This is a genomic window from Synechococcus sp. A15-44 (assembly GCF_014280115.1).
GTDB lineage: Bacteria > Cyanobacteriota > Cyanobacteriia > PCC-6307 > Cyanobiaceae > Parasynechococcus.
In genome coordinates this window covers 2,471,310-2,483,885 of the sequence record NZ_CP047938.1, presented here as the reverse complement: position 1 = coordinate 2,483,885, position 12,576 = coordinate 2,471,310, and the positions used below count along the sequence as shown (strand labels likewise).

At 64.7% G+C, this 12,576-nt stretch carries 10 protein-coding genes; 2 read left to right on the top strand and 8 right to left on the bottom strand.

Annotated features, from left to right (window positions below):
• Window positions 1-6: 6 nt before the first annotated feature.
• Both SynA1544_RS14990 and SynA1544_RS13840 read right to left on the bottom strand, forming a co-directional pair.
• Entirely contained in the window at window positions 7-720 is a 714-nt protein-coding gene (locus SynA1544_RS14990; RefSeq protein ID WP_186515597.1) for a rubrerythrin family protein, read from the bottom strand.
• A 93-nt stretch (window positions 721-813) separates the two neighbouring features.
• Window positions 814-2,616 (bottom strand): diflavin flavoprotein, encoded by a 1,803-nt coding sequence (locus tag SynA1544_RS13840; RefSeq protein WP_186514241.1) that lies wholly within the window; start codon window positions 2,614-2,616, stop codon window positions 814-816.
• A 50-nt stretch (window positions 2,617-2,666) separates the two neighbouring features.
• On the opposite strand from SynA1544_RS13840, the gene SynA1544_RS13835 reads away from it, so the two are divergent.
• Window positions 2,667-3,767 carry a hypothetical protein gene (locus tag SynA1544_RS13835; RefSeq protein WP_186514239.1) on the top strand — a complete coding sequence of 367 codons (1,101 nt, stop codon included), beginning with the start codon at window positions 2,667-2,669 and terminating at the stop codon, window positions 3,765-3,767.
• Here SynA1544_RS13835 and SynA1544_RS13830 read toward each other — a convergent pair.
• Window positions 3,761-5,509 carry a diflavin flavoprotein gene (locus SynA1544_RS13830; protein WP_186514237.1) on the bottom strand — a complete coding sequence of 583 codons (1,749 nt, stop codon included), beginning with the start codon at window positions 5,507-5,509 and terminating at the stop codon, window positions 3,761-3,763. The genes SynA1544_RS13835 and SynA1544_RS13830 overlap by 7 nt on opposite strands.
• 82 nt (window positions 5,510-5,591) lie before the next feature.
• Here SynA1544_RS13830 and SynA1544_RS13825 point away from each other — a divergent pair, with 82 nt between their 5' ends.
• A complete protein-coding gene (locus SynA1544_RS13825) occupies window positions 5,592-6,887 on the top strand; it encodes an NRAMP family divalent metal transporter (protein ID WP_186515596.1) in 1,296 nt (431 codons plus the stop codon).
• A gap of 127 nt (window positions 6,888-7,014) precedes the next feature.
• Here the strand turns inward: SynA1544_RS13825 and SynA1544_RS13820 are convergent, their stop codons facing one another.
• The 5 genes from SynA1544_RS13820 to SynA1544_RS13800 form a co-directional block, all read right to left on the bottom strand.
• Entirely contained in the window at window positions 7,015-7,407 is a 393-nt protein-coding gene (locus SynA1544_RS13820) for an Hsp20/alpha crystallin family protein (RefSeq protein WP_006849794.1), read from the bottom strand.
• A gap of 166 nt (window positions 7,408-7,573) precedes the next feature.
• A complete protein-coding gene (locus SynA1544_RS13815; protein ID WP_186514235.1) occupies window positions 7,574-8,053 on the bottom strand; it encodes an MEKHLA domain-containing protein in 480 nt (159 codons plus the stop codon).
• Window positions 8,054-8,067: 14 nt separating this feature from the next.
• Window positions 8,068-8,955 (bottom strand): SWIM zinc finger family protein, encoded by an 888-nt coding sequence (locus SynA1544_RS13810; protein ID WP_186514233.1) that lies wholly within the window; start codon window positions 8,953-8,955, stop codon window positions 8,068-8,070.
• 2 nt (window positions 8,956-8,957) lie between these two features.
• Window positions 8,958-12,155 carry a DEAD/DEAH box helicase gene (locus SynA1544_RS13805; protein ID WP_186514232.1) on the bottom strand — a complete coding sequence of 1,066 codons (3,198 nt, stop codon included), beginning with the start codon at window positions 12,153-12,155 and terminating at the stop codon, window positions 8,958-8,960.
• On the bottom strand, window positions 12,152-12,568 hold the full coding sequence (locus tag SynA1544_RS13800; protein WP_186514230.1) for a hypothetical protein: 417 nt from the start codon (window positions 12,566-12,568) through the stop codon (window positions 12,152-12,154). Before SynA1544_RS13800 ends, SynA1544_RS13805 begins: the two co-directional genes overlap by 4 nt.
• Between the last annotated feature and the right edge of the window lie 8 nt (window positions 12,569-12,576).

Below are 12,576 nucleotides of genomic sequence, written 5' to 3'. Positions count from 1 at the left end.
AGGGCGTCAGGCCGCTTTCAACTCGGCTTCGCGGTAAGGAACAAAGCTGGCTTTGCGGGCGCCGCAGATCGGGCAATGCCAATCGTCGGGAATCGCCTCAAACGGGGTGCCTGGGGCGATGCCGGAATCAGGATCCCCTTCGGCGGGGTCGTAGATCATCGAGCACACCTTGCAGATCCACTTGCCCGGGATCGGTTGATCGGCCTGGCCTGCGCTGCCCTTGCCTTGCAGGGCCTCGAGGGCAACGCCATAGGTTTCGGCGTGATGCTGCTCGATCGGGGTCAGCAGGCCGAAGGTCTTGGCGGCGGTGCGGAACAGGCCCGCATGCTCCTTGGATTCGCTGCTTTGCTCGGCGAATTCCGCTGCGGCTCCGCTGTCCCGCTCCTGCCGGGCCTGTGCGGCGAACTCCGGATACATCGTTGTGTACTCGTAGGTTTCGCCTTCAATCGCCAGCTCCAGGCAGCGGCTCAGGATGGCCTGCTTCTCCTCGTCGCTGAGCTGCTCTGGATCGCTTACCACCAACTCAGGGTGCAGCAGGCGGAAGTGGGCGAAGGCGTGTTCCGTTTCCTGCGCTGCGGTGTCGCGAAACAACTTGGCCAGGTCCTTGTGGCCCAGCTGTTTGGCCACCTCTGAAAAGAACAGGTATTTGCGGTTGGCCATGCTCTCGCCACCGAAAGCGGCCTCGAGATTGGCGTGGGTGGAAGGCTTGGAAAGGTCCATCGATGGCGCCGGGGATCGTTCCATCAGCTTAGCCCTAACTCATAGTGAGTATGAGTTAGCAGGAAGTTCGGTTTGCCGGCTCAGGCTGTTCGCTCAGTAGTTGGCGCCGCTGCGGCGTTGGTGCACCGCGGTGCTGCCCTCCGCATCCAGCACCCCGCCGTGATCCACTTCGGCATAGATCAGCCAGTGGTCGCCGCATTCCATCCGCTGGCTCACCTTGCCGTCCAGCCAGGCCAGAGCATCCGGCAGCAAGGGCTGTTCGGCGGGGCTGGTGTCCAGCTCGAGGCCTGCAAAGCGATCGGCACCGGGTTCGAAGGGTTGCAGGAATTGCTTCATCAGGGCGGTTTCGCGGCCTTCGGCCAGCACGTTCAAGGCGAAGCGATCGCCTTTGTGCAGCAGCGCTTCCACGGCACGGTCCTTGGCCACGGCCACGGTGATGCCGGGGGGATTGAAGCTGGCCTGGCTCACCCAGCTGGCCACCATGGCGCCGCTCAGATCCGCTTTGCGGGTGGTGAGCACGCAGAGGGAGCCGATCACACGGCCTAGGGCCAGCACCGCCGGATCGCTGCGGCTTTCGCTCAAGCCCCCCGCACTGCGCCGTTGCGCCCGTTTCTGGCTTTGCAGCAGCTGGCGGGCGAAACGGGTGCCGGTTTCCTCCAGCTCCTTCACCCGGGCGGCATCCGGACTGAACTTCACCCGGATCGGCTCGAAGCCAAAGCTGAAGCCGCCATCCCGCAGCTTCGTTTCCAGCAGATCCACCGCCTCGCCGCTCCAGCCGAAGCTGCCGAACACCCCCACGGGCTTGCTGCGATCCCCCTCCGCCAACAGGGTTCCCAGGGCCGAGACGATCGGTGTGGGGGCATGGCCCCCCAGGGTGGGTGAGCCGATCAACACGGCGTCCGCCTGCTGAATCGTGCTCACCAGTTCATCGGCGGGGGTGAATTCGCAGTTCAAGCTGCTCACCCGGATGCCCGTACGGCTGACGCCGCGGGCCAGGGCATCGGCAATGGCCGCGGTGTTGCCGTAGGCGCTGGCGAACAGAAGGGCCACTGTCAGGCTGGCGTTTTGCTGGCCTTCCCCCCAGCGGCGGTAGTCATTCAGCAGGCTGCGCCAACTGGCTTCGATCGCCGGTCCGTGGCCCGGTGCGATGGTGCGGATGTCGAGCTCTTCGAGCCGTTCCACCAGGGCATCCACCTGACGGGCCATGGGGGCCATCAGGCAGTCATAGAAGTGACGACGCTCTTCTTCGGTGCTGCTGCGGTTGCTTTCGGCCCAGCTGTCCGTGCACAGGTGGGCGCTGAAGAACTTGTCGCTCATCAGCAGACCCAGGCTGTCCTCGAACGCCAGCAACCCGCCTGGCCAGCGGGGGGTTGGAGCCGGAAGCAGCATGAGGCTGCGGTGATGGCTGAGGGAAAGCGTTTGCTCCTGGCGGATGACCCGTAGGGGTGGCAGGTCTGGAAGTGGTGGTTGCTCGCTCGTCTCGCCGGGAGGGGCCGGTTTGCGTTGGCTCCACAGCTCCTCGATCAACTTGGCACCGGGGTTGGAGACGATCAGTTCCAAGCCGGCGTACGCCTCCGCCAGATCCCGCAGCAGGGCAACGCGGTTGGGATTGACGTGGCCAACCACCAGCAGCAGCGATGCATCGCTGCTGGGCAGGGCTTCGGCAAGCACTGGCAGAAAGACTTCGCTGTAGGCCACACCTGGAGGGTGGACCAGCACCGCCGGCGCACCATCACCGGCCTCGAACAACACACTGTTGGCCGTGCTGCCCCGTTCCAGGGCGTACTCCAGTTCAAAGCGATGCCGTTGAGGGCTCAGACCGCGCAGACCAACGACCCCATCATCGATCGGCAGTTGGATCGTGCGACGCGTGGTTGCGGTGCTGGTCACGCTCATCTTCGAAGCCAGTTGAATGTAGGCGTGTTGTTGATGGGAGCAGCAGGCCGGTGGCCCAGAGCGTTGTTGTTCTCTCCTCCCAGCTGATCACCACCCTCTCGGCTCTGGCCTATCTGCGCTGGAGGGGCCTCCGGGGGTCTCGGCTGGCTGTCGTTTCGCTCTATCGCGATGACCTCAGCCATTCGGCCAAGGCCTTCCAGCCGTTGCTGCAGGGTCTTGCGGCCCAGGATGGGCATCACTGCCGGTTCATCACTGGCGACAGCGCATTGGTTGGGCCGGAGCCCAGGGCCTGCAGCCTGCTGCTGCTGCCGCGGTTGGACGATCGCGAAGGACAGCAGATGCTGCGCGATTACCGGGCCTCAGAAGTGGTGGAGCTGGGGGAATCGATTGGGGTCGAGACGCGTTTGTATTCAGAGCAAGCCCAGCGCAACCGGATCAGAGCGCTTGAGTTGTTGCATCAATCTCACGCCATGGCCTCGGTCCGTCAGGATCCGCTGGTGCCATTTGATCGTCCTGTGGAGCCGTCGCGGCTCCAGGACATGCTCAACATCTGTGCAAGTTTCCGGAGGGCATGGGTCGATGCCGAAGCGATGCCTCGACCGCCGGCCCCGAGCGCGCTGATCTGCCTGCCTTACTTGAGAGTGCCCAAATGGCGGGTTCGCTGGCGGCTTTTGGGGCGATCGTTTGGTTGGCGCTGGACGCTGGGGATCGAGAACCGGGCCTATTTCAGGCGCGCCATCCGTGCCGGACTACGACCTTTGCCCGCCGATGTGCCGTTGTGGGTGCAAGCCCATCCCAAGAACGAAACACACCATGGCTTGATTGAACGGCTGTTGGCTCCGCTGCGGCCAGTCAGGTCCTGGGAGCTGCTCCCTGCCGATGACCCTCTGGAGGTGCGGCTGTTGCACGGATGGTGTCGCGAGGGCAGTGGTCGTAGGCCCGTGCTGGGTTTCGGCACCAATCTCTTGGCTGCTGCGGTGTTCCTGGCGCCCCACCACCGCGGCGTCACCCTCTGTCAGCCGGCGGAGAAGGGTTGGTGGTGGCGCTGCTCAGATCCTCGGGTCAACCGGCGTGAATGGCGGAGGAGCCAGCACGTGGGCGCCCTGCTGAGCAACCTGCTGGATGCTTTGGATCAGTTGCAGGCTCAGTAGTGGTTGCCCACCTTGCGGTGATGCACCGCGGTGCTGGCCTCGGCATCGGCAACGTTGCCCTGTTCCACCACGGCATAGATGATCCAGTGATCAGGACCTTCCATCCGTTGCTCGACCCGGCAGCCCAGAAATGCCAGGGCATCGGCGAGCACCGGGCCGCCATCGGCGGTTCCTTCCAGCACATTCACCCCGGCGAAACGATCGGCACCGGGGGGGAAGCGCTTGAGGAAATGCCGCATCAGTTGTTGGTGGTTGTCCTGCCGTAGAACGTTCAGCACGAAGCGGTCGCCCACCTGCATCAGGGCTTCGATCGCGCGGTCTTTGGCGACGGCGATGGTGAGGCCCGGTGGGGTGAAGCTGGCCTGGCTCACCCAGCTGGCCACCATGGCGCTGCGGCGTTGCGACTCGCCCTCCCCCTGGCTGGCGGTCACCACATAAAGGCCACCGCTGATGCGACCCAGGGCCTTGTCGAGGTCGCCATCGAGGCTTTTCATCGCCGCGATCGTCTTCTCTTTGGTCAGCAGCTGGCCGAGGTCGGTGCCCGACTCCTCACAGCGTTGGTAGTCGCTGCCCTGGGGCAGCTGTTTGATCCGCAATGGGCTGAAGGCTTGCTTCTGCCCCTGGCTGCGCAGTTGATCGGCGACGGCGTCGATCGGTTCATCGTTGCCGCCGAAGGCGTCGTACACCCCCACCAGTTGTTTGGGATGCAGGGCCGCCAGCAGGGTTCCGATCGAGGCTTGGAGATCCGGTTCCGGTTCCGCGGGCCAGGTCGGCACCACAACAGCCTTGGCATCGCCGATCAGGGCAGTGAGTTCCTGGGGGTCGGTGGCCCGCAGGTCCACCAGCTGCACCTGGGCATCCGCCTTGCCGATGCCGTGGGCAATGGCCTGGCTGATCCGATCGGAGAAGCCGTACTGGCTCAGATAACAAACGGCGGCATAGCTCTCGCCTTTGCTGCGCTGGCCGCTCCACTCGCGGTAGTCGCTGATCCAGTGGCTGAGGTGATGCCGCAACAGCGGCCCGTGGCCCACCGCGATGGTGTTGATCTCCGGCAGCCCATCCATGCGCTTGAGGGCCTGCAGCACGCTGCGGGCATTCGGGCCCATCAGGCAGTCGTAGTAGAAGCGGAAATCAGGGGCGATGGCACCGGGGTCGGCGTCGAAGACGTCGTCAGAGCAGTAGTGGAGGCCGAAGGCATCGCAGGTGTAAAGGATGCCGGTGCCGTGATCGAAGGAAAAGATCGTGTCCGGCCAGTGCAGGTTCGGAGCACTCAGGAATTCGAAGCGGTGCTGGATGCCGCTCTCGGGGTTGGTGCCGAGATCCAATTCCTCGCCGGACTTCACCGCACGGGATTTGAACGGCCTGTGCACCTGGTCCTTGAGGAACTGCAGGGCCACCTTCGATCCCACGATTTCAATCTCAGGATTGAGATCGATCAGGTCACCGATCAATCCGGAGTGGTCGGGTTCGGTGTGGCTCACGATCAACACATCGATCGCAGTTGGATCGATCTGCTGCTTGAGCAGGGGGATCCAGGTGTCGCGGAACTTGGCGTGGCTGGTGTCGATCAGGGCGGTGCGTTCCCCCCGCACCAGGAAGGCGTTGTAGGTGGTGCCGTTACGCAGGCCGAATTCAATGTCGAAGCGGCTGCGGTCCCAGTCGAGGGAGCGGATCGTGGTGGTGTCGGCGGCGATGGCCTCGCACTGCAGCGACAGCTTCGGAGCAGCGGGAGCAACGACCATGAAACCGACCGTGACGGATGTCGACTCTACGGAGATTCAGCGGGGCAAAGCGGCGGAGACTCGTATCAACTGCAACCTTGTGATGGCGTCATCGACGCTGCGACGCAGCATTGGACCCGGGATCCTCTTGGCCGGTGCCTGCATCGGTGGATCCCATTTGATGTCGTCCACGACGGCGGGAGCTCGTTTCGGCTTTGCGCTGGTGGGCCTGATCCTGCTCACCAACCTGATCAAGTACCCGTTCCTGCGGGTGGGCACCCGCTTCACAGCGGCCACCGGACTGTCGCTGCTGGAGGGTTTCCAGAAACGCAATTCCCTTTACCTGCCGCTTTATCTGGTGGTGAGCCTGGTCACCGGCACCTTCACCATCGCGGCGGTGAGTTTTGTGGCGGGGCTGCTGCTCACCAACATTCCTCTGCTGGCGCGGCTCGACCCCTATGGACTGTCCATCGCCGTGCTGGCGGTGAGTGGCCTGGTGCTGCTGCTGGGGCACTACCGGGCGCTTGATCGTCTCTCCAAGTTGTTGGTGGTGCTGCTCACCCTGCTCACGGGGGTTGCGGCTGCATCACTGCTGATCCGCGGCCCCGTCGGCGATGTGGCGGCCAGTTGGGTCAGCACGGATCCCAGCCCCTGGACCCTGGCCAACCTGGCTTTCCTGATTCCCCTGATGGGCTGGATGCCCGGACCGGTGGAGATGTGCGTGTGGCCGTCGTTGTGGATGTTTTCCCGTGCGCGCGATACCGAGCACACCGCAACGCCAAAGGAGGCCGAATTTGATTTCAACCTCGGCTATGGCGTCACCGTCGTGACAGCCATGTTCTTTGTGATCCTGGGTGCCTACACGATGTACGGCAGCGGTGACGGAATGCTGGCCGGCAGTGGAGTCTCCTTCGCCCAGAAGCTGATCAAGCTTTACACCGCTGCCATGGGCGGGTGGGCGGCCTGGGTGATCATCCCGGCGGCCTTTTCCGCCATGTTCAGCACCACCCTCACCTGCCTCGATGCCTATCCCCGCAGCATTGCGGCGATCCAGGGCTTGCTGCGTCATCACGACAGTGGGGATTCAGCGCCGGGGCCCATGCAGCGTCGTTTCGACATCTGGGTGATCGTGCATTTCCTGGCCGCTGTGCTGGCGCTTGTGGTGGCCAAGAGCGGCGGGATCGGCGTGAAGGATTTCGTCTTCGGGGCGATGACCGGCAGTTTCCACACCGCTCTTCTGTTCGCCTGGATGGCGATGGACACGATCAACAGCCCCTTGGTTCCGTTGGAACATCGTTATGGGCGGCTCACCCAAGCCTTCTGCTGGTTTGGCCTGGTGTTTTTCAGTGGCTTCAGCCTGCTGTTCGTTGGCCGTTTCTTCCTCGGCCTCGGCGGCTGATTTCGCCCTTGCTTCAACAAAAAACCCCTGCCGTGGGCAGGGGTTGGGCTTCCGTTCTTCTTGTCTTGGTGTGTTGGGCTTGTCCAGCCCAAGGCTTTCAGTGCTCAGGTTCTGATTCAGGACCTGATCAGCTCTCCACCTTCACCGAAACGCTGGTGTGTTCCACCGCTTTGCCGGCGTTGATTTCAAGAATGCCGTCCCGATAGCTGGCCTTGAGCTGGTCGCGATCGAGGCTCTGGGGGAAACGGAAGCTGCGGCTCCAGGTGCCGCTGCGGAATTCGCTCAGCAGCGGTGCGTTGCTGTCATCGCTGCCTGTGGCTGGGCGTTCAGCGCTGATCACCAGGTTGCGATCGGTGGCCTTGACGTCAATGGAGTCGCGGTCCACCCCGGGCAGTTCCAGTTGCACGGTGTAGCTGGTCTCGGTTTCGCGGATTTCGGCGTTGGGAACGCGCTCAGCGGTGGCCAGTTGCTGCTCGAGACGCTCGAACAGATCAAAGGGGGATTGGCGAAGGGTCAGCATGATGGTGGCTCCGAAGAATGAACATCTGCGGACTGGGTTGATCGCCCGCCATCACAATCTGCGCCGCTTGGATGAGAACCAGAAGCGTGAGAACCGTCCGTTTTGATTCGGTCTCTACCACCAGGTTCGGCTGGCACCACAGGGATGGTGTTGAAACCGAATCTCCTTAAAGCCACCACCAGTCGCTGAAGCAGGCCGCTTGGCCGCAGACCCGTTCTTCCGCATCCCAGAGGGTCCAGATCCGGGCCTTGTTGATCATGAATCGCCGCCCTTTTCGGCTGATGCGAATGCCGTGATAGTTCTGCACGGCATCGAGGCGTTTGGCTTGGCACAGGGCGCTGCTGCGTTCCGCCCGTTCGCTGTCCGGGGCGGTGAGCCGTGAGGGCATGCCAATCAGCCCATCCCAGTGGCTGTCCCACAGCTGCAGGGCCGCAGCGTTGGCGTAATTGAGCGCGGGATCCTGTTCCGTGCCGTGTGCCAGCACCGGAAAGCCGCAGGCAAACAGGTTCTGGCAAAGCAGCCGCCTTAACTGGCCCGGTTGGGCGGAAGCGATCAGCGGCTTGCTGAAGGCCCGTTGATGTGATTGCAGCAGCACTGCGGCGAGCGCTTGTTTGTCGGCGGTGAGCCAGGCGGCTTCACGGGCCATGGCTCTGCTCCGCGTCAGCTGCCGGCTGCCATGGCCTGCAGCATCGCCTTCTGGGCACTGGCCTGACCATGGGCCTTGAGGTTGTTCAGGAAGGTGCTGCGCGCATCGGCGAAGCGTGGGTCTTCCGCGAGCGGCAGCTCTCCGGCGGCATCGAGGCCCGTGTCGCCCTCCATGGCTGGGGTGATCACCACCAGGTCGCCATCGAGGCTGCGGTTGTAGCGCCACCACAGGGCCGGGTCCTGCACCGCCGCATGGGGCGGCAGCGGTGTTGCCTCTTCAGATGTGCTGGCTTTGTTCTCCTCCTTGGCTGCCGCCGCCCGCTCCGCCAGGGCCTTGCGCCGGTGTTCCGCCAGGTCTTCCAGCAGCCGAGCCCGGTTGCGGCCCCGCAGTTGGAACAGCACGAAGGGGTCTTCACTGAAGCGATCCCCCATAAGGAAATACACCGCGCTGATGTGTTTGCAGGGGTTGGCTTTGTCGGGGCAGCTGCACTCGCTGCGCACCTCCTGCAACTTGAACGGGAACAGGCGTTTGCCGCTGGCGGCAAACGCCCGTTCGATGTCGGAGGGCATGATCCCCGCCAGCAGCTGGGCCGACCAGCGGGCTTTCTGGGTCAGTGCTTCCAGCACATAGCCCCAGTCCTCATCGTTGAGCACATCCAGCCAGAGCTTCACCTTGTAGGGCGCTTCATCGGTGCCCTGGACGCGGGCATGCACGCGGCGGCCTTCGAAGCGGATCGAGGTCACATGGCCTTCACGGGCGTAGCCCCAGGCCCGTTCCAACCGTTTCTTGAAGCGGTAGCCGTTGATCAGCTCCATCCACTGCTCGACCCACCAGGGCTGTTGGCCCAGGCCGTCGTCGCCGATGGCGGTGATGCCGTTGTTGCTGCCGTTGCTGAGGGGCATGGTCAGGTGTCCTCCAAGGCGACGAGATCGCGCAATTGATCGCCACCGAGGCTTCCCAGCCAATCCTCGCCGGAGCCGATCACATCCTCAGCCAGGCGTGATTTCTCGCGGATCATGCGATCGATTTTTTCCTCCACCGAGCCGCTGGTGATGAATTTGTGCACCATCACCCGGTTGGTCTGGCCGATCCGACAGGCCCGGTCGGTGGCCTGGTTCTCCACAGCTGGGTTCCACCAGCGGTCGATGTGGAACACGTGGCTGGCCCGGGTGAGGTTGAGGCCCACACCGCCTGCTTTCAACGAGAGCAGGAACAGCTGCGGACCGCGGGGATCCTCCTGGAAGCGATCCACCATCGCCTGGCGCTCGCTCTTGCGGGTGCCGCCGTGCAGGAAGGGAACTTCCGATGTCCAGCGCTGCTGCATCCAGGCCTGCAGCAGATGCCCCCATTCAGCGAACTGGGTGAACAGCAGGGCCCGATCGCCTGCCTCGATTACCTCATCGAGGATCTCCTCCAGCCGCTGCAGCTTGGCCGAACGGCCCAGGAAGCCATCGTCCACGGCTCCTTCGCTCAGGGCCAGGGCAGGGTGGTTGCAGATCTGTTTCAGCCGGGTGAGCAGGGCCAGCACCTGCCCGTGGCGCTGCCCGCGCGGCGCCCGCGCAATGGCATCGAGGGTGTCTTCCACGGTCTTGCTGTACAGGGATTTCTGCTCCTTGCTCAACCCCACCCATTCGCTCAGCTCCACCTTCTCCGGCAGATCGGAAATGATCGTTTTGTCGGTTTTCAGTCGGCGCAGGATGAATGGACCAACGCGCCCCTTGAGGTCCCGCAGGGACGACATGTCGCCATACCGCTCGATCGGCATCCGGTAGCGCTGGCGGAAGAAGTCCTCTTCCCCCAGCACCTTGGGGTTGAGGAAGTCCATCAAGGCCCACAGTTCGCTCACCCGGTTCTCCACGGGGGTGCCGGTGAGGGCGATGCGGAAGCGGTTGCTCTTGCTGCGGCCGGGGCGGGCCAGATCCCGGGCGGCCTGGCTCTGTTTGGCGCCGGGGTTCTTGATCGCCTGGGCTTCGTCAATCACCACCCCCTGCCAGTCCTGGGTTTCCAGCAGTTCGCTGTCCCGCTGCAGCAGGCCGTAGCTGGTGAGCACCAGATCCACCTCCTTCAACGTTTTTTTGAGTTCGGCGGGTGTGGACGGGCGGCGGGGGCCGTAATGCTCGGTGACCTTCAATTCCGGGGTGAACGATTCCGCCTCCCGTCGCCAGTTGGTGAGCACCGATGTCGGGGCCACCAGCAGCACCGGGCGCTTCAGTTCCTGCTCCGCTTTGAGGTGCTGCAGAAACGCCAGCAGCTGAATGGTTTTGCCCAGGCCCATGTCGTCAGCCAGGCAGGCCCCCTGGTCGAAGCGGTGCAGGAAGGCGAGCCAGCCGAGGCCCCGCTCCTGATAGGGCCGCAGCTGGCCGCTGAATCCCTCGGGAGCCGGCAGGGGGTCGGGGGCCTTCTGCTGGTGGTATTGCTCCAGCACCGACTGGAGCCTTGGGCCGGCGTCGAAGCGGTGCACCGGCATCCGCATCAGCAGTTCCCCTTCCGTTCCCGTCAGCCGCAGCGCGTCGTCGAGGCTCAGTTCCGGTTTCGCGCCACAGAAGCGTTCGGCGTTCTTGAGGTCGTTGGGCCGCAGTTCGATCCAGGCCCCCTTGTGGCGCACCAGGGGGCTGCGCTTGCCGCTCAGGCGCTCCAGTTCCCGCAGGGTGAGCGTCACCCCGCCGATCATCAGATCCCACTCCCAGTCCAGACATTCGCCCAGGGTGAAGCCGCGGGACCGCTCTGGAAGTTCGGCCTTGATCGACAGGCCCAGCCGGCTGGCCAGGCCGCCGGAGAGGCTCGGCGGCAGCTCCACCCCCACGCCGGCATCCCGCAGCTGGCGGGCAGCCGTGCGCACCAGCACGAAGGCTTCGGCCGGGGTCAGCTGCATCGTGTCCGGCGTCGCGCTCTCCAGCCCCCGTTCGATCGGTGGGAACACCGTCAGGGCTCGTCCCAGGCCCTCCAGCAGCACTTCGCCCGGTTGATCCACCTGGATCTCCCCCAGTTGCAGCATCTCGGCGCCTGAGGCCCAGGCTGCGGCGGCCGGGAGCTTCAGGCTGGGGTCGGCTTCCGCCTGCAGCCCGAAGCGCAGCTCCCAGAGATCCTCCCCATCCGGTGGGGTGTGCAGTGCAAGGCAGGTGCGGGCCGCAGCAAAACCGCCGGCGATGCCTTCCCTCCAGTGATGGCTGGCGGTGGCCAGGCGTTCAGCCTCTTCATCACCGATCTCGATCACCCCGGTCTCCGACCCCAGGGCCTCCTGCCAGAGGGTCAGCAGGGGATCGAGTCCATCGGTGGAGGGTTCAAAGTCCTTGCGCAGCTGCGCGTCCACCAGGTCTTCCAGCAGCGTTGCCACCCGCAGGCGTCCGCTGCGGGGCCGGCAGCTGGCCACAGGGTTGGCGGCACGCATGGCCTCCGGTCGCAACCGGGTGGTGCGGTTGCTGCGGCGCCCCAGGGGTTCACGCCAGGGCAAGGCGCAGGTGGCCACCAGGGGCAGGCTGGCCGCTAGATCCTCCAGTCGGCGTCGGTCTTCTTCCCGGTTGAGCAGCGGCACCCAACGGGCCCGATGGGGATAGCCCTCTCCTTTGCTGAGCTCCATCTGGGGAATCCAGCGGCCCCGGGCCACCAGGCTCAGGGCCCAGCGCTGCAGATGGCTCCACCAGCGCAGCTCGTCAGCCAGGTCTGGATTGGTGCCGGAGAGGGGCAATCGGGACAGCCACTCCGTGGCCGCCGATGGTTCCACCGCGAGCCCTTGCACCTGCCAGGGCCACCATTCGGTTTGCTTGGGGATTGGCTCGCCGGCCTGCATCGGCAGCCCGGTCCAGCCCGGTGGTTCCGGCGTTGGCTCCTCTTTTTTGCTGCGGCTTTTGCGCGGCTTCACCGTGCGGCTCGGCAGGGTGAGGCAGGCTGTGGCATCGATGCAGCCGCCCGGCAAAAGGTCGCGTTCGCTCAGCCAGGCCCTGAGGTCGTCATGGCTCAGGGTGAAGGGGTGCAGCGCGGGGGTGAGGCCTGGGCCTTCCGGTGTGGCCACCCGCCAGGTGTCAGCCCAAACGAGCAGTGCCGGTTGACCGGAACTGCTGGAGGTGCGGATGGCGGGAAGCCAGGTGGCGTGCAGCAGGCTCATGGCCGCGACGCGGGCAGGAAGCGGAGGGTGCCGTGGAGCAGGAGAGCACTGCCGATCAACGGCAGCCAGGCCTGAAGTAGCTCCAGTAGTAATGATGCCAGGCCATCGGCCTGCCAGTTGTCAAGGGGTAGGGGCATGCCGAGGCTGCGCAACCCGCAGACCGCCCCCACCAGACCCGCCTGCAGATGCCCGTCATCGGGGTCCACCCGTTGCAGGTGGAAGGCCAGCAGGCCGTAAAAGAGCCCGCAACCGCTGGAACGCACCGCAGCTTCCAGACCCCAGGGCAAGCTAAGCAGCCCGGCGCTGATGCCGGCAGCCAGCGCCCAGCCGATCGACTGCAGCCGCAGTCGCTGGCGAATCTCGGGATCACTGGGTGGAACGGCCACGGGCGCCGGCGGTTCAAAGGCGATCATGACGGCAG

Bases quoted from the DNA above. Each gene is read 5' to 3' on its own strand.
- SynA1544_RS13800 (WP_186514230.1), bottom strand. From the start codon at position 12,568: ATGATCGCCTTTGAACCGCCGGCGCCCGTGGCCGTTCCACCCAGTGAT.
- SynA1544_RS13840 (WP_186514241.1), bottom strand. From the start codon at position 2,616: ATGAGCGTGACCAGCACCGCAACCACGCGTCGCACGATCCAACTGCCG.
- SynA1544_RS14990 (WP_186515597.1), bottom strand. From the start codon at position 720: ATGGACCTTTCCAAGCCTTCCACCCACGCCAATCTCGAGGCCGCTTTC.
- SynA1544_RS13830 (WP_186514237.1), bottom strand. From the start codon at position 5,509: ATGGTCGTTGCTCCCGCTGCTCCGAAGCTGTCGCTGCAGTGCGAGGCC.
- SynA1544_RS13820 (WP_006849794.1), bottom strand. From the start codon at position 7,407: ATGCTGACCCTTCGCCAATCCCCCTTTGATCTGTTCGAGCGTCTCGAG.
- SynA1544_RS13810 (WP_186514233.1), bottom strand. From the start codon at position 8,955: ATGCCCCTCAGCAACGGCAGCAACAACGGCATCACCGCCATCGGCGAC.
- SynA1544_RS13815 (WP_186514235.1), bottom strand. From the start codon at position 8,053: ATGGCCCGTGAAGCCGCCTGGCTCACCGCCGACAAACAAGCGCTCGCC.
- SynA1544_RS13825 (WP_186515596.1), top strand. From the start codon at position 5,592: ATGGCGTCATCGACGCTGCGACGCAGCATTGGACCCGGGATCCTCTTG.
- SynA1544_RS13805 (WP_186514232.1), bottom strand. From the start codon at position 12,155: ATGAGCCTGCTGCACGCCACCTGGCTTCCCGCCATCCGCACCTCCAGC.